The organism is Rhodococcus opacus B4 (assembly GCF_000010805.1).
Classification (GTDB): Bacteria; Actinomycetota; Actinomycetes; order Mycobacteriales; family Mycobacteriaceae; genus Rhodococcus_F; species Rhodococcus_F opacus_C.
Genome location: NC_012522.1, coordinates 198,064 through 218,247 on the forward strand (window position 1 = coordinate 198,064; position 20,184 = coordinate 218,247).

The window sequence follows — 20,184 nt, forward strand, 5'->3', positions numbered from 1 at the left end:
ACCGCGGCGCACTCGCGCGTCAGAACCAGCCTTTGCGCTTCGCCCAGACGAGCAGTGCCCCGGACATGGCGAGCATGACGAGCACGATCACGGCTACCGCGGGCCACTGCGTCCGTTCGTTCACAATCACGTTCATCCCGATGATCGAGGACAGGGCGGTGATCGGCAGCGTGACAGCCGCGATGACGGCGAGGCGTTCCGCGGCGATGGTCATCTTGGTGTTCGTGCGCGCCTGGTAGAACTCGATCGTGCCCTGCAGGTAATCCTTCTGTCCCCTGGCCATCACCGTCAGGTGCTGGAATTGGTCGACCGCGTCGAGTAGGAGGTCCTGTCCCTTGCCTGCCCCGAATGCCTCGATGGTGACCATCCTGCCGTACACCTCCCCGCTCAACGCGGCCATGGTGCCGACTGTGAGCAGACCGTGCCGGACCCGGAACATCTCGTCGAGGAATGTTTCCGGATCACCGAGGTGCCCGCCGGTGACCTGTTGCTCGAGCTTCCACACGTCCTTGGTCAGTTCGGCGGTGTAGGCCCGCATCCGCGCCGTCAGCGCGGCCAGGAGCGCGAACGACAACTCGAATGCCGTGCCGGGCCGCAACTTGCCCGACTCCAGTCGGCTCAGCACCACATTCACCTCGACCATCGCCGTCGAGGGATCGATCGCCGGGTTCACGGGGCCGTGCACTGTGACCAGGTAGCGGGCACCGATGAACTGGTCCAGTTCGACATAGTGCACGTGCCCGTGTGCTCCCGACTGCGGCGCGTGCAGAACCACGAAGAGTTGGTCCACGTACCGGTGCACCTTCGGCACCTGATTGCGGTTCTTCGAATCCCGGACGGCGAGAGGATGACAATCGAAAACAGTCGTCAACGTGTCGTGTGCTTGATCGTCCCAGGTCGGGATGTCCACCCAGACCAATCCGTCGGGCCGGTCGAGCAACTCTTTCAGTTCGGTCGCCGCGCACGAGCGCACACCGTCGTCGGAGACGAAGCGGACGTCCATTTCGGCCTCCTCGCCACGACGCACCTTCACCTCTGTCATAGCACCCACAGTTGCCCGGTTCGGGAGACCCGTCGAATCCGGCGTCCGGAAAGGGAACACTGGGCAAATGGCCGACAACAGGACTGGACTGATCGTGGTGGACGCGGCGAACGTCGTCGGCTCGCGGCCCGACGGTTGGTGGCGTGATCGGGCCGGTGCAGCCCGGCGATTGCTCGTCCAACTGGACGCCCTGGAACAGCATCTGGACCAGCCCGCCGAGGTGGTGGTCGTGATCGAGGGTGCGGCGAAGGCCGCGGTTGCCGGGGACCCGAATCGGGAATTGAACGGCCTGCGGGTGGTGTCGGCGCACGGTTCGGGCGACGACGCGATCGTCGACGTCGTGGCCGCTGAGAAGGACGGCGAACGGCAGATCACGGTCGTCACCGCAGACCGTGGGCTCCGGGCGCGCGTCGAGGCGCTCGGAGCCGTCACGGTCGGTCCGCGGTGGCTCTTTGCGCGCATCGACGCCGCGAGTTCCTGACCGTCAGCGGTGTCGCGGCGATTGCTGCCCGTCGGGGGCGGCCACGAGGTCGAGGATGCGGCCACGGACCTTCTTCCGCGCCCATCCCCACCGTCCGTCGTCGGCCAGGGCTGCGTGGGCCGCGTTGTATCCACACATCCCGTGGACACCGCCGCCCGGGTGGGTGGCGGAACTGGCAAGGTACAGCCGGTCGATGGACGTGTAGGGCCCGGACGAACCAGGAGTCGGGCGGAAGACGAGCTGCTGATACAACTGGGCGGTGCCGCCGTTGACGGCCCCGCCGTGCAGGTTCGCGTTGCTCGCTTCGAGGTCGCCGGGGCGCTGCACGTTGCGGCCGACCACTCGCTCCGCGAACCCCGGCGCGTGCGATTCGAGCATGGCGTCCACTCGGTGCGCCAGCCGCTCCGCCGATTCGTCGTCGGTGACTCCCCGCGGCAGATGGGTGTAGGCCCAGGCGCTTTCGGTTCCGTCCGGGGAACGGCTGGGATCCGACGTCGTCATCTGACCGAACAGCAGGAACGGGCGTTCCGGGACGACCCCCGTCGTCAGGTCGGCCATCCAGCGGACCAACCCGTCGTCGTCGGCGCCCAAATGCACCGTTCCCGCGGATTCGAGGTTCCGGGACCGCCACGGGATCTTCCGGTCGAGTGCGTAGTTCACCTTCACGACGGGGGTATCCCATTCGAACTTCTCGAGATCGGCGCGCACACCCACGGGGACTACCGAGGAATCGAGCAGCCGTCCGTACAGCGCCGGTGCCGACACGTCGGCGAGCACGGCGCGTCTGGCCAGGTAGCGGTCACCGCCCGCTGTCCGGACCTCGGTGGCCGCTCCCCCGCTGACCTCGATCGACGTCACCTCCTCGCCGCACCGCACGTGTGCGCCGTCCCGTCTCGCCCGCTCCGCCATCGCGGCCGAGAGAGCGCCGGCACCACCGACCGGGACGACGTACCCGTCGTCCTGCGCGAGCATGGTCAGGAGGTACCCCATGACCCCGCTTCCTGGCGAATCGACAGGGGTATCGGCGTGCATTGCGTTACCCAGCAACAGCACTCGGGCAGCGTCGCCGTCGAACAACTCGTGCGTCATCCGGCGCGCAGGCAACATCAGGAAACGCACGAACCGCAACGCTTCCGCGGTGCCGAGTTGGGACAGCAGTCGTCGTGGACCCCGGACCGGTGGGAACGGGCGGAACAGGGTGTCGAGAAACGGCTCCTTGACGTCCTTCCACTGCTCGAAGAGCCGGAGCCACGCCTGCCCGTCCCCCGGTTGCCGGCGCTCCAGGTCGGCCGCGGTGTCGGCCGGATCCCGGCGGATCAGTGGAGCATCGTCGTCGTCCGGATGCCTCGGGTGCCCGACCGCGGCGGGGGCCCGACTCCACCGCAGTCCCACGCCCCCGAGGTCGAGGTGCCGGATCGCCGGGGACACCGCCGCGAGCGGATAGAACGCGCTGAAGAGGTCGGTGCGGAAACCCGGGAAGAGTTCCGCGGACCGCACCGCGCCGCCCGGTTCCGGTTGCTGTTCGAGGAGCACGACGTCCCAGCCCGCCGCGGCAAGAGTGGCCGTCGCGGCCAGCCCGTTGGGTCCGGCCCCGATGACAACGGCGTCGACTGTCTGCACTGTCACGACGTCAGGGTTTCGTGTTTCGCTCGGCGAGGAATGAAAGTCGGCGCAGGCATTCGAGATTGCGCGGGAGCACCGCCAGGTCCTGCGCAATCCGTGGGACCCAGGTCAACGGCGCAGACGCTGCGGCCTCGGACATCTCCAGGTGGCAGCCGGATTCGCGCGGCTCCAACCGGAGCCGGACCACTGCTTTCGTGGGTGATACCTGGGCAAGCAGCCGAAGTTCACGGTTCTCCTCGGCGAAGAGAACCTCGGTGGAGTCGTCGATCAGCGCGGGCCAGGACCCGACGGAGTGGTGTAGGCGGCTTCCGACCGCGGGCCAGTCGGCGGAAACGGCACGCATGCGCGTCGCCCCGACCACCCAGGACGGGTACAACCACCCGTTGGCGAGAACGGACCACACTTCCGAAGCCGAAGCCGATGTGTCGCGATGTGCCTCGATGACGACCACTCCCTCGAACGAGTACTGGACGGACTCTTCGCGCTTACCCTCGGCGACCCTATCGAAAACGTGAGTCACGTTGTGGTGGCCGCGGACCTGGGCTTGTGGTTTGCTCGAGCGCATGTCCTCGGAAACCCCATCTTCCACTCGAGCGGCGCTGTTCGACGTCGACGGCACGCTGGTCGATTCCAACTACCTGCACGTGCGGGCGTGGCAGCGGGCGTTCCGGGAGGTCGGGCACGACGTGGACGCATGGCGGGTGCACCGCGCGATCGGGTTGGACTCGTCGCTGCTCCTGGAATCGCTGCTCGGAGACGACGCGCGGATGCTCGGGCAGCGCGCGAAGGATCTTCACAGTACGTATTACCTCGGCGCGCGGGACAGCATGCGGCCACTGGCCGGAGCCCGGGACCTGATTCGGGAATTGCACGGGCGCGGTGTGCAGGTCGTCCTCGCCACATCGGCCCCCGAGGAGGAATTGGACGTGCTGCGGGAGGTCCTGTCGGTCGACTCGTTCATCGCGCACGCCACCTCGTCCGAGGACGTCGACGACGCGAAACCGGATCCCGGAGTGCTTCGGGCCGCGATGGACCGTGCATCCGTGTCGGCAGATTCCGCGGTAATGGTGGGTGATGCGGTGTGGGACGCCAAGGCGGCCTCGCGGGCCGGCGTCACGTTCGTCGGTGTCCTCAGTGGCGGAATCTCCCGCGCCGAACTGACGGAAGCCGGCGCGGTGGCCGTGTTCGAGGACGCACAGGACCTGCTGGACCACCTCGAGTCCAGCCCGTTGTCAGCACTCTTGGGGAACTAGGCGCCGCGCGAGGACCACGCCTGCGCGATCTCGGGATACGCCTCAGCGATCTCGTCGACCCGGTCGTCGCTCGCGCTGTCGATCTCGGCCCGATGCCGCTGCGCTGTGACCAGCGGCCCCTCCGATCCCGAACCGCCGGCGGGTGCGTTCGCCTCCCATTCGTGGATCACCTCGTCGAGGCGGAGGGCCACGAATTCCTTCTTGCTGTCACTCATCATCTGTTCCTTTCCGACAGTTCAGGCCTGCGCTCCGATTTCCTCACCGGCCGCGAACGGTGACTCCGAGTCGGTGACGAGCCCGATCGACACGAGTGGACGCGGGAAGATCAGATCGGTGAGGTAGGCGAGCGCGACGGCCCAGCGATTGGCGGCGTTCGGCATGGCGTAGAGGTGATATGCCCGTGTGACCACCTTCGCGAGGAACCCCGACAGCTGGATGCCGAGGGGGTTGGCAACGGCGAACCCCGGGCCGAGATCCACCACCAGGCCCATGTCGCGGTGGGTGTACGGTTTCGCGTCGCCGACGCCGAGGCTCGCCGCGACGTTGCGGGCGAGGGCCTGCCCCTGCCGGACGGCGTGCTGCGCGGTGGGAGGGGTGATCGATCCGCTGTTCTTCGGATCGGGAACCGCTGCGGCGTCGCCGCCCGCGAAGACGTCGGGATGCCCGTCCACCGAGAGGTCGGGGCGCACCGTCAATCTGCCCTTCTCGGTGGGCAGTCCGAGCGTGTCGACGAGGGGACTGGCGGTCACGCCCGTCACCCAGGCGACCGTGCGGGTGGGAACGACCGTTCCGTCGTCGAGTGTGACGTGTTCGGGTCCGAGTTCCGTCAGGGTGGTGTCGAGTCGCACGTCGATGCCGCGGGAGCGCAGCACGTCCAGCACCTTGTCTCCCAGCTTCTCCCCCACCTCGGGCATCACCGAGCCGGCGACGTCGAGCAGCAGGAACCGGATCTTCGCGGGGTCGAGGTTGCGGCGGGACGCGGCTTCATCGGCAAGGGCCCGGAGCTGGGCCGTGAGTTCGGTGCCCGCGTAGGAGGCACCGACCACGACGACCGTCCGGCGGGCGTCGGCGACCCGGGGATCGGTGTCCCGCTCGGCCAGTTCGATCTGGGTGAGCAGCTGGTCGCGGAAGTACAGCGCCTCGGCCGGAGTCTTCAGCCCCCTGGCGTGCTCGGCGAGTCCGGGAATGTCGAACAGTCGGGTCACCGATCCGGGAGTGAGCACCACCCGGTCCCAGGCCACCTGCTCGAAACCTTGCTCGCAGTCGGTGACGTGCACGGTGCGGGCCTCGAAGTCGACGGCGTCGACACGTCCCGTCACCAGTTCGACGTCCGGCAGCGCCTCGGACAGCGGAACGGTGACGAACCGTGCGTCCAGGATTCCGCCCGCCACCTCGGGCAGGAGTGGCGTGTAGAGCATGTAGTCGTGGGGCGAGATCATGATGACGCGGGCTTCGGTCCCCCGGAGGCGGCGCGCGAGGGCGCGTGCGCATTCGAAGCCGGCGAAGCCGCTGCCCACGACGACGACGACGACGCGAGTCGGCTCCCCAGCTGATTCGTAGGTCATACGGAAGGCATTCCCCATCCACGCGTCGAACGAAACAATCCCCGGTCACGGCCGCGGCGGTGTGAGTGCGGCGAAACCGGGTACTCGACCTGCGGAGAACGATCGACGGGTTCGAATGCGAAGGGCGGGTACATGAGCGCGGCATCGAAGGCGATGTACAAACCGTTGGCGCTGGCTGCGAGTGTCGCCGGTGGAATAGCGGCGAGCGCCGTGTTCGGTCAGGTGTGGAAGCGGCTCGCAGGCGAATCCGAGGTTCCCGACCCGAAGGATCTGTCCCGAAGCACCCGCGAAGTGCTGATCGCGGCCGCCGTGCAGGGCACCGTCTTCGGCCTGGTCAAGGCGGCGGTCGACCGGGCAGGTGCGCAGGGCTACCGGAAACTCGCCCACGCCGACCCCCGGTAGAGCGAGGCACTCGTTCCAGAACACCCCTAGGCTGAGCCGATGCGTACTCGTTTCGCGGAAAATCTCGACAGCCTGTCCGGCGATCTCGCCTCGATGTGCCGGTTGTCGGTTACCGCGATGTCGGAGGCAAGCGACGCACTGCTGGAGGCAGACCTCGGGCTCGCCGAGCACGTCATCGACGCGAGCGGCGAGCTCGACGATGCAGCGGCGCACTGGGAGAAACGTGCGTTCGCGCTGCTCGCCCTGCAGGCGCCGGTCGCACACGACCTCCGGTTCATGGTCGGCGGCCTCCATATCTCCGCAGATCTGCACAGGATGGGCGGTCTCGCGGTGCACATCGCAAAGATCGCCCGCCGGCGGCATCCCGAGCACGTCGTCCCCGACGAGGTGCGGGACGTGTTCACCGAGATGGGTTCGGTCGCCGTCGCGCAGGCGAGGGAGACCGAGCAGGTGCTGCAGCACCGCGACCCCGAGCGCGCCCGCGGGTTACTGACGGCGGACGAGGCGATGGACGACCTCCATCGCAGCCTGTTCACGATCACCCAGGCCGAGGACTGGCCGCACGGTGTCCAGTCGGCCGTCGACATCACCCTGCTCGGCCGCTTCTACGAGCGGTTCTGCGACCACACGGTAGAAATCGGGAGGCGTGTCATCTTCCTGGAGACCGGCAGCCTGCCCGAGCAGTGAGGTGTGAATTTCTACAGGTCGAGCACCAACAGGTCCGATCGCGCCCGCGAGACGCAGAGCATGATCGACGCGCTTTGTTCGCGCTCACCGGCGGAAAGCACCGAATCGCGATGGCATACCTCGCCTTCGAGAACCGAGGTCTCGCAGCTCGCGCACGTGCCCTCGCGGCACGACGTCTCCACGTCGATCGTCGACACCCTCGGGGGCGTCGACGATCGACTGGCCTTCGCCGACGCGGACTGTGGCACCCGTACTCTCGATCCGAACGGTGAAGTCGCGGTCGGGAGCCGATTCCTCGTCCGTGGGGCGCGGCCGGAACCGCTCGACGTGCAGCCGCTGCGCATCCCGCGGTCCGATCACGGATTCGACCGCTGCGAGCAACGGCTCCGGTCCGCAGCAGTACACCTGGGCTCTCGGGGCGCTGCGCGCCAGGATGTCGGCGAGCGGCAGCACGCCGTATTCGTCCTGAGGGAGCACACCGACCCCGTCACCGTAGACGGCGACCTCGTCGAGGTAGGCCATGGACTGCCGGGACCGGCCACCGTAGTGCATGGTCCACGCCGCTCCTGCCGCCTCGGCTGCCGCGATCATCGGCAATAACGGTGTGATGCCGATACCTCCGGCCACGAAGACGTACTCGGCGCCGGCGCCGAGGTCGAAGTTGTTGCGGGGCAGCGACACCGTGAGGCTGCTGCCCGGCACTGCCTCGCGGTGCCCGCCTCGCCCACCACGATGTCCGGACCCACCACCCAAGTCAACGCAGCGCCCGTCACCGGTACTCAGCATGCGCGACGCGAATCCTCATCTTTTGCCTTCTCATGAGCCTATGCTGGCGCGCACACGCTCACTCTTGTAGGAAAGGGCCCGGGATGTTCGTCCTGCTCCGGCATGCCCACGCGATAGGACAACAGGACTGGACCGCGTCCGACGCCCTCCGGCCGCTCAGTGACCTCGGCCGCGACCAGGCCACCGGCCTCATAGGCACCCTCGCCGGGGTCGACCTCCACGTCCTGTACTGCAGCCCGACCACCCGCTGCCTCGACACCCTCGCCCCGTTGGCCGCTGCCCGCGGCCTTCACGTCCAGGAGCACCCGTTGCTCGCCCCGGATGCCGCGACCGACGAACTGTGCGCTGCCCTCGACGCGATCGACCTCGCCGGCACCCTGTGGTGCACCCACGGAGAGATCCTCACCGCACTCGCCGCCATTACCCGCGCCGACGGCACACCCGCTTTCCCGATCGGCCACACCGCGAAAGGCGGGGCCTGGCTACTCAATGCCCGCACTCCGCTGCGCTACCTCGACCCCGACCCTCCGCAGTAGCGGCCACCGATGATGCTGCACGTCACGTTCGATCTACGGGTCCGACGCACGGCCCTTCCCGACCGCGGGCGACGGGAGCACAATCTCCCTCATGGACGTCACCGAATAACAGCACATCGACGCCGTGCGCACATCTGATCCAGCGGTATCAGTGCCTCGAGACCGACCGGGTCGACAGTGCGATCAAGACCGCCCACCACCACTTCGACGGATGCCAGATCCGAGACTTCGTGCCCCTACTCGTCGAACGGGCTGCCAGTCGCGCTCTCGACGATTCCCTGGCCATCACACCACCCACGGCGTGCCCGGCAGTTCCCGAGGCGCGGTAGCCCCCCGACGCGTGTAACACCGCGGACTCCGGAGCGAATAATTCACGAACGCATCTCGCGCCCGGTCTGCATGCCGAATGCGGCAGCGACCGTAGATCGACACCCGCGTGTGGGGCGTGTCGACGCGCATGTCGACCGGATGCAGCGAAGAATCGGCAACGAAACGCGAAAGTCGAGGAGGACGCGATGAACGCTGCTCGCATGCGCAGGCTCAGGCCGGTTCCCGACACCCGACCACAGATGATGTTCCGCACAATCCACGGGTACCGGCGCGCCTTCCGCATGATCGGTGAGGGCCCCGCACTGCTGCTGTTGCACGGCATCGGCGACAACTCGACCACCTGGACAGAGATCATTCCGCACCTCGCCGAGAATTACACCGTCATCGCGCCCGATCTGCTCGGCCACGGACGCTCCGACAAACCCCGCGCCGATTATTCCATCGCTGCCTACGCCAACGGCATGCGCGACCTCCTCTCAACCCTCGGAATCGACCACGTCACCGTGATCGGGCACTCGCTGGGCGGTGGGGTCGCGATGCAGTTCGCCTATCAGTACCCACAGATGGTGGATCGACTCGTTCTCGTATCCCCCGGAGGCGTCACCAAAGACGTTCATCCCGTGCTACGCCTCGCCGCGACGCCGATTGTCAACGAAGCGCTGAAACTGCTGCGACTGCCCGGAGCGGTGCCCGTGATGCGATGGGCCGGCGCCCTCCTGACTCGACTGCACGGGACACCTCTGCGCCCCGGCGCGGCATTGCACGACACTCCGGATCTGGTACGGATCCTCACCGACCTGCCCGACCCCACCGCGCACGAGGCATACCTGCGCACCCTGCGCGCAGTCGTCGACCGGCGCGGACAGATGGTAACCATTCTCGACCGCTGCTACCTGACCGAAAGCATCCCGGTTCAATTGATCTGGGGAGGCCGGGATACCGTCATCCCGGTCGGCCACGCCCACCTCGCGCACGCGGCGATGCCCGACTCGCGCCTGGAGATCTTCGAGGCCGCCGGTCATTTCCCCTTCCGGGACGACCCGATGCGCTTCCTGCACACCGTCGAGAAGTTCCTGTCCGACACCCGTCCACTACCGTTCGACGAGGCCAGGTGGCGGCAACTGCTCAGCACCGGAACCGCCGAGAATCCCGTCACCACCGACCCCGCGATGCGCACCGACGTACTCGACGCAGTGGGATCCAGTCAACGCAGTGCCACCTGATTCGGTTGCCGGTAAGGGCGAAAACCCGGTTCGGCTCGTCGCCGTCATCGGACGACTGGAACTCGAACCGGTTGTTCCGGGAACAGGACGGGACTGAGGTCACGGAGCAGGACGTTCACCGGCGGCTCGCCGTCGATGGCCGCGTCGCTGTTGATCAGAAGGACGATCGTGGCGTCGAGCGCGGGGTGGTAGACGGCGTAGGACATGTATCCGGGGATTGCACCGTTGTGCCCGATCCAGCCGGAGTTCTCCTCGAGGCCGAAGGTGTAGTGCCAATTGTCGTCGTTGTCGCCGAGCGGCTGCCACCGAAGTCGTTCGGCCTGCAGTTCGGGAGTGAGTAGGTCACCGCGCCCGAGCAGTCGAATCCATTGAGTGAGATCGCCTGCAGTGGAGATCATCTGACCGGCGGAGTACGCCTGGGTGGGACTCCATGACGTGGAGTCGGTGACCCCGCGCACCGGGTCCAGTGTGGTGTAGCCGAGAACGTGATCCTGCGGGAAGCTTGCGTCGACGGGCCACACCGTGTGGTCGAGGCCGCGGGGCCGGAGGATCTTGTCGGTCAGCACGTCGCCGAACGGGGCGCCCGCGACCTTCTCGACCACGAGACCGAGGAGCACGGTGTTCGCGTTCGAGTAGTCCGAATCCGTTCCCGGCGGAAACTGCGCGCCGAGAGCGTACGACGCGTCCAGCAGTTCCGATGGCGTCCACACGCGCATCGGATCCTCGAAGAATCGATTCCGGAAATCGGGATTCGCGAGGTACTCGGACAGTCCGGCGGTCATCGTCCCCAGCATTCGGAGCGTGATGCGGTCGCCATTGGGCACACCCTCGACGTAACGCGACACCGGGTCGTCGAGCCCGACCTTGCCCTCCTGGACCAGTTGCAGGATCAGTGTGGTGGTGAAGGTCTTGGTGATGCTGCCGATTCGATGTTGCAACTGGGCGTACATCGGAGTATCCGGCGATGTCGCCGACCGGCCCGCCGTATGGGTCCAGACGCCGTCCGGGGTGCTCACCTCTACTACGGCGCCCGGAGTACGGCCGTCGGCGACGAATTTATCCAGCATTGCGCTCGCCGAGGAGACAACGTGCTGCGAGAGTCCCGCGGTGCTGTCGGTTTCTGCGGTACCCGCGCTCTGTGCGCAACCGGTCACCGCGCTCAGGACCACGGCGACCGCCATGCCGAGCACACGCAGCGTCTGCCTGCTCGATCGTTGCCGAGTGCGAAAACGATGCAGTGGCCTATCACCCATATCACGCAACGGTATTCGAGGCGCGACCGTCGCGGGCCGGTTCAGCAGCCCGACTCCGCTCGAGTCGCCTGAATCCGAACGGCGGCGCCGTTTCGGCTGCTCGTAACCGGCCTGCCCCGGGTTGACCGGGAACGCGCGGCTCGCCTCCGGAGAGATTGGGCTGCCCGTCCCTGTCCGTCGATACGGTCGATGCGAAGATGTCGGATTGCAATTGAGAGCCGGTCAGGGCAGCAACTCCGACGCCGACAATCCCGCCCGAAGCGCTTCGTACTCGACGTCGTCGAGGGCGAGCAGCGGGGACCTCACGGTTCTGTCCTGCAGGACACCGAGCAACTGCAGCGCCCCCTTGACCGTGGTCGCACCGTAATTGGGGACACCCATCACCGCACGCAACGCCGGCTGCAGGCGGGCATTGATCTCCCGCGCCGATTCGACGTCCCCCGAGAAGAAGGCGTCGATCATGGCGCGAATCTCGTCACCGGCCACGTGCCCGAGAACAGAGACGACCCCGCACGCCCCATACGCCAGGAAACCCAGCGTGAGGCTGTCGTCGCCCGAATAAACCGCAAAGCCCAATTCACGCAGCAAGATCGCCTGGGTGGGATCTCCAGCCGCGTCCTTCACCGCCACCACGGACGGCCACCCCGCCATCGCTTCGAATGTCGACGGTGCCAGCTTGGTGCCGGCCCGACTGGGAATGTCGTAGACCATGACAGGAGTGTCGACCGCATCCACCACGTACCGAAAGTGCTGCAGTACACCCCCCTGGCTCGGCTTGTTGTAGTACGGCGTCACCAGCAGCAACCCGTCGGCACCGTGCACGACAGCCTGCCTCGCCAATTCCAGCGTGTGCCGTGTGTCGTTCGTCCCCACCCCGGCAACGACCTTCGCCCGGTTGCCCACCGCATCCTTGACCACTCGCAATATCCGACCGTCTTCGGCGGTGGTAGTCGTGGCCGCCTCACCGGTCGTGCCCGAGACGACAAGTCCGTCATGTCCGTGGTCGACCAAATGCAGGGCGATCCGGGCAGTCGCCTCCTCGTCGAGTTCTCCGTCCTCGGTGAACGCCGTAGCCATCGCTGTCAGCACGCGCCCGAACGGAGCCGCCGGCGCAGACGAAACGGTCATCGCCTCAGTGTAAGCGCCACACGACGGCGACTTCCAGGCTCCGTGCGGTCAGTCGCGATCGGATCGGCGCTGGTCACTCGTGGGAGGATCATCGTCGACGCGGTTCCGGAGACGCAGGATCGCGGCAAGGACGGACAGCCCGCAGAAGATTCCTGCGGCAACCACTGCCGCGACGAGACCGACCCTCGGCGACACTACGAAACTGAAGATGAGAAGCACAACCCCGACGAGGGCCGCCCCGAACGTCGCGATACCACACACCGTCAACTTGTGCGCCGCGGACACCAGCGCGGGAAGGGCATGCCGACGGAACAGCACCCGGTGGAATCCGGCCGGCGCGACCAGCAGCATCGTCGACAGGACCGACAGAGCGACCGTCATGAGGTAGACGATCACCTCGAAGTCCGTCAGATCGGTGAACCGCTGCTGGAACGGCAACGTCAGCAGGAAGCCGGTGAGCAGCTGCACCCCGGTCTGCACAACGCGGAGTTCCTGTAACAGCGCTGCCCAGTTGCGGTCGAGCCGCTGGGTTTCCGTCTCGTGCCGGGCGCGATAGTTCCACTCGTCGTCCTGATCCCGCTCAACACTGCCGTCCGACATGTCCAGCCCGCTGTTCTCAAAGGATCGGTCACCGCAACCGTGAGCCGAGCGCATGGCACTCACCTTCGGTCCGTCAGGTCAAACAATACCCACTTCTGGTCCGGAAAGTCGGTTTTCCTATCCCGGCCGCGGGGACATGTCCGGCCCGCCCACGCGTCCGAGTAGTCGTGGGCGCGGGTACTGAACAAGTGTCCGAACGGGTTTCGCCGGAGATGCGTTCGTCACAGAGAGCCCGCACGAAATTGACGCGGGTTGACACAGGCGAGCACCATTTGTTCATGAATTCCGCGGAAGAAGCCCGCCAGATCTTGCAGGTCACCACGCGACTGATCACAAAGTTCCCGGCGGTGCCGCGAGAGTCGGTCGAGGCCGCCGTTCAGGACGCGGTCGTCCAGTTCGAAGGCGGGCGGATTCGGGACTTCGTGCCGTTGCTCATCGAGCGCACGGCAACCGCGAACCTCGTCTCCTCGGTCAACGCCTGAACCTCTCCCCCGCAAACACATTCGGGTCGATCGCTGCCGGTCGGTACGTCAGCTCAAGCCGTCCGCGGCGGCCACCGAGGGCACCGGACCCCGTGTGTAGACGTCGAGGTGGAAGTCCGTGTCCCGGTACGACCCGGCAGGATCGAGGCCGTCGGTCGCCGCAATCGCGTCGTGCACCGCGCGGCCGGTCTGCGGATATTCGGGCACGTGGTGCTGCCAGTGCACCGCGATGAGGGTGCCGCCGTCCTCCAGGGAGTCGACGGCTCGATTCAGGGTTGTTCCCAGCTCGGCCGGCGTCAGGTAATACAGCACCTCGCTGAACACGACGAGGTCGAAGGTGCCGGGCGGCCACGGGCCGACGAGCGAGGCCAGGCACAGTTCCACCCGGCCGGCTACGCCTTCGCGGCGCAGACGGTCCCGCGCGCGCTCCACCGCACCGGAAACCACGTCTGTTGCGACGACCCGGTCGCAGCGTCTCGCCAACTGCGCCGTCAGTACCCCGATCGAGCATCCCGGTTCGAACGCCCGCCGATAGTGCGGGCGGGGCAGGGCTGCGAGGGTGAGCGCGTACTTGCGGCGTTCGTACCACCGTTCGTCGAATCCCCACGGATCCGCCGATTCCGCGTACATCGACTCGAAGTAGCCGGGATCCATGGCGCTCACCACAGCACCCGTTCCGTCGGGCGCATCAGTCGAGCCAGAACCCACGGTGGGAGGATCGCGGCGTCCCGCGGGTCGTCGGACAACGGCAGGATCTGGGTGCGGAATTCGTCGACGGCCCGACGTTTGCGCGCCAGGATGTCGGCCGTCGGTGCCAGCACACGGATCCGGTTCCAGGGGACCGACGCTTCGCCCGGACGCGCCCAGTGCCACATCCAGACCGGGTACTCCACCATTCGGTGTCCGGTAATCGAACAGGCTTCTGCCGCAGCCCTTCCGGTGGCTTCGTGATCGGGATGGCCGTCGCCCCGCCAGGTCGCGAGGACCCACACCCTCTCCCCCGCCCGGCAGGTCGCGGTGAGGACGTCGACGAGGCGGGTGGTGAGCTCGTGTTCGTGCGCGCTGACCCCGCCGTCCGGCAGTCCGAATCGGAGTGGTTCGCCGACGCCCAACAGCGCTGTCGCCCGGTTCGATTCGGCGATCCGCGCCGCCGCCAGCGCGGCGGGCGGCAGGGTCGGCGACTGCGGATGTGACGCGCCGCCGTCGGTGACGGCCACGACCTGGACGGGCACACCGGCGGTTGCCGTGGTCGCCATCAACGCTCCCACGCCGAGAACCTCGTCGTCGGGATGCGGGGCAACGACGACCATGCGGTCGCAGTCCTTGAGCGGTATCGGCGGACAGTGGACGGAGCCCAGCCACGACTGCCACACCTCCTCCGGGGTGCCCCGCGCGGCCACGGGTGTGTCCCGGAACCTGGTGCCGTTGCCCACGGTCAGTCCTCCCCTGCGACGAGTTCGCCGAGTGTCGCCAGATCGCGCTCGGCATGGGATTGCCGGATGTAGACGAGCAGGTCCGCGACGGTGCTGGCGTGGTCTGCGTCGCTCGCGAGCGGCGCGGCGCCCAGCGCGCGCCCGACGCGGTCGATCACCTCGCTCGCGGTGCGCTCGACGAGGCCCCGCACCCGGAACGCGCGCACCTGGGCGGACCGCCGGTCGAGGGGATCCGAGTCCACCTCCGCGGCTGCGGAGGCGAGTGCCCATCGAGCCGCGCTGACGGCGACGTCGATCGCGCCGAGGTGCGCGAGCTGGTGACTGTCCGCCCGGCCACCGCGGGCACGAACCCGCAGCGGTTCCGCGACGGCGAGCGCGCCACCGAACCAGCACGCCGCCACCCCGATGCCGCCGTGCCAGAACCCCGCTCGATCGAGGTACCGGTCCGCGGAGCCGACGGGTCGCGCGGGAACACTGTCGAATGTCACCGCCTCCGTGTCGGTCGCCGCCATCCCCGGATTGCGCCAGCCCCCGCGTCCCGGCGTGACCCCGGGTTCCCGCAGATCGACGGCGAACAGCCGGGGTCGGCCGTCGACGCGTGCCGTGATCAGGGCGTGCGTGCACATCGACGCCCCGGAGCACCACGCCTTCGTTCCCCTCAGGCGCCATCCGCTCGAGTCGTGGGCAGCGTCCAGGACGGGCTGTGGTGGCTCGCTGGCCCAGACTCCCCACCACTCGTTCCGGCCGGCGCGGGTGCCGTCGATCTCGGCGAGGATCGCGTCCGCGTCCGCGTGTGCCTCGAGCAGCCGGCCGATCGAGAGGTCGCGGCGGCACCATTCGGTCAGTCGCCCCCAGCGGACCGCGGTGGAACCGTCGCCGGGCAGCGGCAGTTCCGCCTCGCCCGAGCGGATGATCGCTCGCACGGCGGCGGATGTGGGGGTGCTGTCGTGGGTGACGTCGGTGCTCATCGGTCCTGCAGTCCCTCCAGGTAGGTGGCGAAGCCCAGTGGCGCGCGGGCGTCGGACCGCGCCGACGTCTCCACCGGCGCGTCGATACTCCACACCACGTCCGCTCCGTGTTCGACCATCCGCTGCACCAGGTCCACGTCCTCGTGCGCGGGCAGGGAGGCAAACCCGCCCACCGCCCGATACAGGTCCGCGGAGAAACCGAGGGACGCACCGTGCACGTGTCCGTGGGCGGCGCCTGCGCGGTAGGCGCTGCCGTACCGCGAGCGGACGTGGTCGGGCCACCCCGACCAATCGGTGACCGAGACCGTGCCCGCCACCAACTGCGCGCCGTGACCCGCGTGCTGCAGGTGGGACGACAGCCAGTGCGCGGGGACGACCGAATCCGCGTCCGTGGTGGCGAACCACTCGTGTGGTCGCGGAGCGACCGAGCCGAAACCCGCACGCCGTGCGGCGCCGACGTTCCGCGCACCGAGCACCACGACGTCCACGTCCGCCGCGCGGGCGACGGCCTCGCTGCCGTCGGTGCACCCGTCGAGCACCACCACCACCGTGACCGGTACCGACACCGCCCGCGCAGCGGTCCGCACGCCGTCCAGGCAGCGCGGCAGCAGCGCCTCCTCGTCGTGGGCGGGCACGACCACCGTGATGTGCTCGACGCGCATGACGTCCTTTCCGATCATCCACTGTTTCCGGGTTCAGCAAGTACCCAGTCCGTCGTATGCGGAACCACCGCCGGCTCCGATTCGGGATCGCGCACCGCGGGTAACCTCCCGCCATGAATGCCGCGGACAGCCCCCGCTACCGGAAGATCGTGCTCACCGTGGACGGCGAGGAACGGACCCTCGACGTGGACACCCGCACCACCCTGCTCGACGCGCTCCGCGACCACCTCGGGGTGACCGCGCCGAAGAAGGGCTGCGACCACGGCCAGTGCGGTTCGTGCACCGTTCTCCTCGACGGCAGGCGCGCCACGTCCTGCCTGACGTTCGCCGTCGCCCACGACGGTGCCCGCGTCGTCACCGCACACGGCCTGGCCGACGGCGACGTGCTGCATTCCGTCCAGCAGGCGTTCGTCGAGCAGGACGGGCTGCAGTGCGGCTACTGCACGCCCGGCCAGATCTGCTCGGCGATCGGGATGTTCGACGAGTTCCTCGCCCTGCAGCCGAGCGCCGTCACCGAGAATCTCACGGCTCCTCCCGAACTCACCGACGACGAGATCCGGGAACGGATGAGCGGAAACCTCTGCCGGTGCGGCGCCTACCCGAACATCCTCGCGGCGATCCGGCAGGCGGCGGAGGCATGATTCCCTTCGACTACGAGCGGGCCAGCGACGTGGACAGCGCCGTCGCCACCGTCACGGCCGATCCCGGGGCGTCGTACCTCGCCGGTGGCACCAACCTCGTCGACCACATGAAACTCGGGGTGGCGCGGCCGCATCTCCTCGTCGATGTGAGCCGTCTCCCCCTCGACGACGTCGAGGCACTTCCCGGCGGCGGACTCCGGATTGGGGCCGCCGTCCGTAACAGCGACCTCGCCGCGCACGAGGTGGTGAGAGCCCGGTACCCGATGCTGTCGCGCGCGCTGCTGTCCGGTGCGTCGGGACAGCTGCGCAATCTCGCGACGACCGCGGGAAACCTGCTTCAGCGGACCCGCTGTGTGTACTTCCAGGACGTCACGACGCCGTGCAACAAACGCGAGCCCGGCACCGGCTGTTCCGCGCTGGGTGGTTACGTCCGCTACCACGCCATTCTCGGCGCCTCGGAGCACTGCGTCGCCGTGCATCCGTCCGACATGGCGGTCGCGATGACGGCCCTCGACGCGGTTGTGGTGGTGCGCACGGCCGACGGGGAGCGGCGGATCCCGCTCCGCGAGTTCTACGTCCTTCCCGGAGACCGGCCCGACCGCGACACCGTCCTCGGGCACGGCGACCTCGTGACCGCCGTGGAATTGCCGGCGCCGCCCGCCGGAAACCGGTCGACGTACCGGAAGGTGCGGGACCGGGCGTCCTTCGCGTTCGCGGTGACGTCGGTGGCCGCCGAGCTGACCGTCGACGACAGGTCGATCACGTCGGCGCGGGTGGCGCTCGGTGGTGTCGCGCACCGGCCGTGGCGCGCCACGCGCGCCGAGGAGGTCCTGCTCGGGTCGCCGCCCACGGAGAATACGTTCACCGCGGCGGCTGAGGCGGAACTCGCTGCCGCGCAGCCGCTTCCGGGTACCGAGTTCAAGGTCGTGCTGACCCGGCGGGTCCTGGTGTCGGTACTCCGGTCACTCGCGGAGGAGGCACGCCGATGACGCTCGTCGAGCCGAAGGTGATCGGAACCCCCGCCGAGCGCCTCGATGCCCACGACAAGGTGACCGGGACGGCGTCATACGCGTTCGAGCACACGGTGGACGACCCGGCGCATCTGTACCCGATCCCCTCGACGATCGGACGCGGCCGGGTCACCGCCGTGCACACGACGGACGCGGAGGCCCTGGACGGGGTGCTCGCGGTCCTGACGGTCTTCGATGCGCCCCGTCTCGCGGACACCTCGGACGGGGAACTCGCGATCCTGCAGGACCCCGAGGTCCACTTCCGCGGTCAATTCGTGGGTGCGGTGGTCGCGGAATCACCGGAGGTCGCCCGGCACGCGGCGGGCCTCGTCCGGGTCGACTACGACGAGGCGTCCCACGACACCGACTTCCGTTCCGGCCGAGACGATCTGTACGCCCCGGACGAAGTCAACGCCGGCTTCCCGACCGACACCGACGACGGCGACGTGGACGCCGCACTGGCCGGTTCTACCGTCACGGTCGATCAGGTGTACTCGACCGCGATGGAACACAACAATCCGATGGAGCCGCACGCCACCATCGCCCAGTGGACACCGGGCGGCAGCGGACCGGTTCTGACGCTGCACGATTCGACGCAGGGCGTCCATTCCGTGCGGAAGACCCTGGCACCGCTGTTCGGACTCGAGGTGGAGCAGGTGCGGGTGATCGCCCCGTACGTCGGCGGCGGATTCGGGTCCAAGGGACTGCCGCACGCGCACAACGTGCTCGTGGTGCTGGCGGCGCAGCGGGTGGCCGGACGGCCGGTGAAATTCGCGCTGACCCGGCAGCAGATGTTCGCGCTGTCCGCCTACCGGGCGCCGACCGTGCAGCGCGTCCGGCTCGGCGCGGACGCCGACGGACGGTTGACCGCGCTCTCCCACGAGGTGATCACCCAGTCCGCGAAGATCAAGGAATTCGCCGAACAGGCGGCGGTTTCGTCGCGGATGATGTACTCCGCACCCACCCGGCGCACCACCCACCGGCTGGCGGCGCTCGACGTGCCCGCTCCGTCGTGGATGCGTGCGCCCGGTGAGACGCCGGGGATGTTCGCGGCGGAGGTGGCGTTGGACGAGCTGGCCGCGGCGTGCCGGCTCGACCCTATCGAGCTGCGGATCCGCAACGAACCCGAGGTCGACCCGAGTACGGGCCGCCCGTGGTCGGGGCGGCGCCTCACCGACTGCCTGCGGGAGGGCGCCCGGCGTTTCGGGTGGGCGGACCGCGATGCGACGGCGCGGTCGCGGTCGGACTCGGAGTGGCAGGTGGGGTTGGGCGTCGCCGCCGCGACGTACCCCGCGAACACCATGCCGGGATCGGTCGCCCGGATCGTGTACCAGTCCGACGGCACGTACACCGTGCAGATCGGCTCGGTGGACATCGGCACCGGTGCGTGGACGGCGCTCACCCAGATCGCCGCCGACGCGCTCGGGTGCCCGCTGGACTCGATCGTCCTGCAGATCGGAGACACGAACCTTCCGCCGGCGACGGTCGCCGGGGGCTCCACGGGAACCACGTCCTGGGGCAGCGCGATCGTCGCGGCGGCCCGCGCGTTCCGGGCCGAGCACGGCACGAACCCGTCCCCGGGGGCGGAGGCCGCTGCGGGGACCCTCGACAATCCCGACGCCGCCGAGTTCGCGCTCCATTCGTTCGGCGCCCACTTCGTGGAGGCGCACGTCCGCCGCGACTCCTGCGAGATCCGAGTCGAACGCATGCTCGGCGTGTTCGCGATCGGCCGGGTGGTCAACGCCCGGACGGTGCGGTCGCAGCTCATCGGCGGCATGACGATGGGGGTGTCGATGGCGTTGCACGAGAGCAGCGTGAACGACCCCCGGTTCGGCCACGTCGTGACGCAGGACCTGGCCTCGTATCACGTCAGCACGCACGCCGACATCGGGTATCTGGACGCGGTCTGCCTCGACGACGTCGACGAGCACGCCGGCCCGATGGGGTCGAAGGGTGCCGGCGAGATCGGCATCGTCGGCGCCGCGGCCGCGGTGGCGAACGCGGTGCATCACGCCACCGGGGTCCGGGTGCGGAAGGTCCCGATCCACCTGGACGATCTGCTGCCGGGGTGACCGGACG

24 protein-coding genes are annotated in these 20,184 nt (G+C 68.4%); 11 read left to right on the plus strand and 13 right to left on the minus strand.

Annotated features, from left to right (window positions below; all coding sequences use genetic code 11):
* Nucleotides 1–19: 19 nt before the first annotated feature.
* Complete coding sequence (locus tag ROP_RS01045) at nucleotides 20–1,003, minus strand: magnesium transporter CorA family protein (protein WP_012687485.1); 984 nt, start codon at nucleotides 1,001–1,003, stop codon at nucleotides 20–22.
* Between the two features lie 106 nt (nucleotides 1,004–1,109).
* On the opposite strand from ROP_RS01045, the gene ROP_RS01050 reads away from it, so the two are divergent.
* Nucleotides 1,110–1,523 carry an NYN domain-containing protein gene (locus ROP_RS01050; RefSeq protein WP_012687486.1) on the plus strand — a complete coding sequence of 138 codons (414 nt, stop codon included), beginning with the start codon at nucleotides 1,110–1,112 and terminating at the stop codon, nucleotides 1,521–1,523.
* Nucleotides 1,524–1,526: 3 nt separating this feature from the next.
* Here ROP_RS01050 and ROP_RS01055 read toward each other — a convergent pair whose 3' ends face one another.
* Together ROP_RS01055 and ROP_RS01060 are read right to left on the minus strand one after the other, a co-directional pair.
* Entirely contained in the window at nucleotides 1,527–3,149 is a 1,623-nt protein-coding gene (locus ROP_RS01055; RefSeq protein WP_012687487.1) for a phytoene desaturase family protein, read from the minus strand.
* Between the two features lie 4 nt (nucleotides 3,150–3,153).
* Entirely contained in the window at nucleotides 3,154–3,549 is a 396-nt protein-coding gene (locus ROP_RS01060; RefSeq protein WP_419789290.1) for an SRPBCC family protein, read from the minus strand.
* 160 nt (nucleotides 3,550–3,709) lie between these two features.
* Here ROP_RS01060 and ROP_RS01065 point away from each other — a divergent pair, with 160 nt between their 5' ends.
* The gene (locus tag ROP_RS01065) at nucleotides 3,710–4,399 is read left to right on the plus strand and encodes an HAD family hydrolase (protein WP_012687489.1); all 690 of its coding nucleotides are present in this window, start codon (nucleotides 3,710–3,712) and stop codon (nucleotides 4,397–4,399) included.
* Here the strand turns inward: ROP_RS01065 and ROP_RS01070 are convergent.
* Both ROP_RS01070 and ROP_RS01075 read right to left on the minus strand, forming a co-directional pair.
* Nucleotides 4,396–4,614 (minus strand): hypothetical protein, encoded by a 219-nt coding sequence (locus ROP_RS01070; protein WP_043824002.1) that lies wholly within the window; start codon nucleotides 4,612–4,614, stop codon nucleotides 4,396–4,398. The two genes, ROP_RS01065 and ROP_RS01070, sit on opposite strands and share 4 nt — an antisense overlap.
* A 21-nt stretch (nucleotides 4,615–4,635) precedes the next feature.
* A complete protein-coding gene (locus ROP_RS01075; RefSeq protein ID WP_012687491.1) occupies nucleotides 4,636–5,964 on the minus strand; it encodes an NAD(P)/FAD-dependent oxidoreductase in 1,329 nt (442 codons plus the stop codon).
* Nucleotides 5,965–6,096: 132 nt separating this feature from the next.
* On the opposite strand from ROP_RS01075, the gene ROP_RS01080 reads away from it, so the two are divergent.
* On the plus strand, nucleotides 6,097–6,366 hold the full coding sequence (locus ROP_RS01080) for a DUF4235 domain-containing protein (RefSeq protein ID WP_012687492.1): 270 nt from the start codon (nucleotides 6,097–6,099) through the stop codon (nucleotides 6,364–6,366).
* 39 nt (nucleotides 6,367–6,405) lie between these two features.
* Nucleotides 6,406–7,053 (plus strand): phosphate signaling complex protein PhoU, encoded by a 648-nt coding sequence (gene phoU, locus ROP_RS01085; RefSeq protein WP_012687493.1) that lies wholly within the window; start codon nucleotides 6,406–6,408, stop codon nucleotides 7,051–7,053.
* A gap of 11 nt (nucleotides 7,054–7,064) precedes the next feature.
* Here the strand turns inward: phoU and ROP_RS45180 are convergent, their stop codons facing one another.
* Nucleotides 7,065–7,397: a 2Fe-2S iron-sulfur cluster-binding protein gene (locus ROP_RS45180; protein ID WP_080512428.1), complete on the minus strand. Its 333-nt coding sequence runs from the start codon at nucleotides 7,395–7,397 to the stop codon at nucleotides 7,065–7,067.
* A gap of 525 nt (nucleotides 7,398–7,922) precedes the next feature.
* On the opposite strand from ROP_RS45180, the gene ROP_RS01095 reads away from it, so the two are divergent.
* The 3 genes from ROP_RS01095 to ROP_RS01100 all read left to right on the plus strand — a co-directional run bounded on the left by ROP_RS01095 (nucleotide 7,923) and on the right by ROP_RS01100 (nucleotide 9,928).
* On the plus strand, nucleotides 7,923–8,375 hold the full coding sequence (locus ROP_RS01095) for a SixA phosphatase family protein (RefSeq protein ID WP_012687495.1): 453 nt from the start codon (nucleotides 7,923–7,925) through the stop codon (nucleotides 8,373–8,375).
* 182 nt (nucleotides 8,376–8,557) lie between these two features.
* On the plus strand, nucleotides 8,558–8,704 hold the full coding sequence (locus ROP_RS45185; RefSeq protein ID WP_419789310.1) for a three-helix bundle dimerization domain-containing protein: 147 nt from the start codon (nucleotides 8,558–8,560) through the stop codon (nucleotides 8,702–8,704).
* Between the two features lie 186 nt (nucleotides 8,705–8,890).
* Entirely contained in the window at nucleotides 8,891–9,928 is a 1,038-nt protein-coding gene (locus ROP_RS01100) for an alpha/beta fold hydrolase (protein ID WP_012687496.1), read from the plus strand.
* 44 nt (nucleotides 9,929–9,972) lie between these two features.
* On the opposite strand, the gene ROP_RS01105 is transcribed toward ROP_RS01100, so the two are convergent.
* From ROP_RS01105 to ROP_RS01115, 3 genes are all read right to left on the minus strand, one after another.
* Nucleotides 9,973–11,181, minus strand: a complete 1,209-nt coding sequence (locus tag ROP_RS01105; RefSeq protein ID WP_012687497.1) for a serine hydrolase domain-containing protein — start codon at nucleotides 11,179–11,181, stop codon at nucleotides 9,973–9,975.
* 222 nt (nucleotides 11,182–11,403) lie between these two features.
* The gene (gene dapA, locus ROP_RS01110; RefSeq protein ID WP_012687498.1) at nucleotides 11,404–12,309 is read right to left on the minus strand and encodes a 4-hydroxy-tetrahydrodipicolinate synthase; all 906 of its coding nucleotides are present in this window, start codon (nucleotides 12,307–12,309) and stop codon (nucleotides 11,404–11,406) included.
* Nucleotides 12,310–12,357: 48 nt separating this feature from the next.
* On the minus strand, nucleotides 12,358–12,909 hold the full coding sequence (locus ROP_RS01115) for a DUF6328 family protein (RefSeq protein ID WP_043824005.1): 552 nt from the start codon (nucleotides 12,907–12,909) through the stop codon (nucleotides 12,358–12,360).
* 278 nt (nucleotides 12,910–13,187) lie between these two features.
* Here ROP_RS01115 and ROP_RS01120 point away from each other — a divergent pair, with 278 nt between their 5' ends.
* Nucleotides 13,188–13,391: a three-helix bundle dimerization domain-containing protein gene (locus ROP_RS01120; protein ID WP_043824007.1), complete on the plus strand. Its 204-nt coding sequence runs from the start codon at nucleotides 13,188–13,190 to the stop codon at nucleotides 13,389–13,391.
* A 48-nt stretch (nucleotides 13,392–13,439) separates the two neighbouring features.
* Here ROP_RS01120 and ROP_RS01125 read toward each other — a convergent pair whose 3' ends face one another.
* Genes ROP_RS01125 through ROP_RS01140 form a run of 4 tightly spaced genes read right to left on the minus strand, consistent with a single transcriptional unit; the run spans nucleotide 13,440 to nucleotide 16,454 of the window.
* Nucleotides 13,440–14,057, minus strand: coding sequence for a class I SAM-dependent DNA methyltransferase (locus tag ROP_RS01125; protein WP_043824010.1), 618 nt, complete (start codon nucleotides 14,055–14,057; stop codon nucleotides 13,440–13,442).
* Nucleotides 14,051–14,824 carry a PIG-L deacetylase family protein gene (locus tag ROP_RS01130; protein ID WP_012687502.1) on the minus strand — a complete coding sequence of 258 codons (774 nt, stop codon included), beginning with the start codon at nucleotides 14,822–14,824 and terminating at the stop codon, nucleotides 14,051–14,053. Before ROP_RS01130 ends, ROP_RS01125 begins: the two co-directional genes overlap by 7 nt.
* A 2-nt stretch (nucleotides 14,825–14,826) precedes the next feature.
* Nucleotides 14,827–15,792, minus strand: coding sequence for an acyl-CoA dehydrogenase family protein (locus ROP_RS01135; RefSeq protein ID WP_012687503.1), 966 nt, complete (start codon nucleotides 15,790–15,792; stop codon nucleotides 14,827–14,829).
* On the minus strand, nucleotides 15,789–16,454 hold the full coding sequence (locus tag ROP_RS01140) for a glycosyltransferase (protein ID WP_043826139.1): 666 nt from the start codon (nucleotides 16,452–16,454) through the stop codon (nucleotides 15,789–15,791). The genes ROP_RS01135 and ROP_RS01140 overlap by 4 nt, the downstream gene beginning before the upstream one ends.
* A 113-nt stretch (nucleotides 16,455–16,567) precedes the next feature.
* Between ROP_RS01140 and ROP_RS01145 the strand changes: the two genes are divergently transcribed.
* From ROP_RS01145 to ROP_RS01155, 3 genes are read left to right on the plus strand one after another with little or no spacing between them, the layout of a single operon-like run.
* On the plus strand, nucleotides 16,568–17,095 hold the full coding sequence (locus ROP_RS01145; protein WP_012687505.1) for a 2Fe-2S iron-sulfur cluster-binding protein: 528 nt from the start codon (nucleotides 16,568–16,570) through the stop codon (nucleotides 17,093–17,095).
* Nucleotides 17,092–18,084, plus strand: a complete 993-nt coding sequence (locus ROP_RS01150) for an FAD binding domain-containing protein (protein WP_012687506.1) — start codon at nucleotides 17,092–17,094, stop codon at nucleotides 18,082–18,084. Before ROP_RS01145 ends, ROP_RS01150 begins: the two co-directional genes overlap by 4 nt.
* Nucleotides 18,081–20,177, plus strand: a complete 2,097-nt coding sequence (locus ROP_RS01155) for a xanthine dehydrogenase family protein molybdopterin-binding subunit (RefSeq protein ID WP_012687507.1) — start codon at nucleotides 18,081–18,083, stop codon at nucleotides 20,175–20,177. The genes ROP_RS01150 and ROP_RS01155 overlap by 4 nt, the downstream gene beginning before the upstream one ends.
* Nucleotides 20,178–20,184 lie beyond the last annotated feature (7 nt).

Coding starts and splice junctions, on each gene's coding strand:
- ROP_RS01045 (WP_012687485.1), bottom strand. CDS start 1,003: ATGGACGTCCGCTTCGTCTCCGACGACGGTGTGCGCTCGTGCGCGGCG.
- ROP_RS01105 (WP_012687497.1), bottom strand. CDS start 11,181: ATGGGTGATAGGCCACTGCATCGTTTTCGCACTCGGCAACGATCGAGC.
- ROP_RS01095 (WP_012687495.1), top strand. CDS start 7,923: ATGTTCGTCCTGCTCCGGCATGCCCACGCGATAGGACAACAGGACTGG.
- ROP_RS01065 (WP_012687489.1), top strand. CDS start 3,710: ATGTCCTCGGAAACCCCATCTTCCACTCGAGCGGCGCTGTTCGACGTC.
- ROP_RS01145 (WP_012687505.1), top strand. CDS start 16,568: ATGAATGCCGCGGACAGCCCCCGCTACCGGAAGATCGTGCTCACCGTG.
- ROP_RS01080 (WP_012687492.1), top strand. CDS start 6,097: ATGAGCGCGGCATCGAAGGCGATGTACAAACCGTTGGCGCTGGCTGCG.
- phoU (WP_012687493.1), top strand. CDS start 6,406: ATGCGTACTCGTTTCGCGGAAAATCTCGACAGCCTGTCCGGCGATCTC.
- ROP_RS01155 (WP_012687507.1), top strand. CDS start 18,081: ATGACGCTCGTCGAGCCGAAGGTGATCGGAACCCCCGCCGAGCGCCTC.
- dapA (WP_012687498.1), bottom strand. CDS start 12,309: ATGACCGTTTCGTCTGCGCCGGCGGCTCCGTTCGGGCGCGTGCTGACA.
- ROP_RS01140 (WP_043826139.1), bottom strand. CDS start 16,454: ATGCGCGTCGAGCACATCACGGTGGTCGTGCCCGCCCACGACGAGGAG.
- ROP_RS01050 (WP_012687486.1), top strand. CDS start 1,110: ATGGCCGACAACAGGACTGGACTGATCGTGGTGGACGCGGCGAACGTC.
- ROP_RS01150 (WP_012687506.1), top strand. CDS start 17,092: ATGATTCCCTTCGACTACGAGCGGGCCAGCGACGTGGACAGCGCCGTC.
- ROP_RS01115 (WP_043824005.1), bottom strand. CDS start 12,909: ATGTCGGACGGCAGTGTTGAGCGGGATCAGGACGACGAGTGGAACTAT.
- ROP_RS01135 (WP_012687503.1), bottom strand. CDS start 15,792: ATGAGCACCGACGTCACCCACGACAGCACCCCCACATCCGCCGCCGTG.
- ROP_RS45180 (WP_080512428.1), bottom strand. CDS start 7,397: ATGCGCAGCGGCTGCACGTCGAGCGGTTCCGGCCGCGCCCCACGGACG.
- ROP_RS01075 (WP_012687491.1), bottom strand. CDS start 5,964: ATGACCTACGAATCAGCTGGGGAGCCGACTCGCGTCGTCGTCGTCGTC.
- ROP_RS01120 (WP_043824007.1), top strand. CDS start 13,188: ATGAATTCCGCGGAAGAAGCCCGCCAGATCTTGCAGGTCACCACGCGA.
- ROP_RS01100 (WP_012687496.1), top strand. CDS start 8,891: ATGAACGCTGCTCGCATGCGCAGGCTCAGGCCGGTTCCCGACACCCGA.
- ROP_RS01070 (WP_043824002.1), bottom strand. CDS start 4,614: ATGAGTGACAGCAAGAAGGAATTCGTGGCCCTCCGCCTCGACGAGGTG.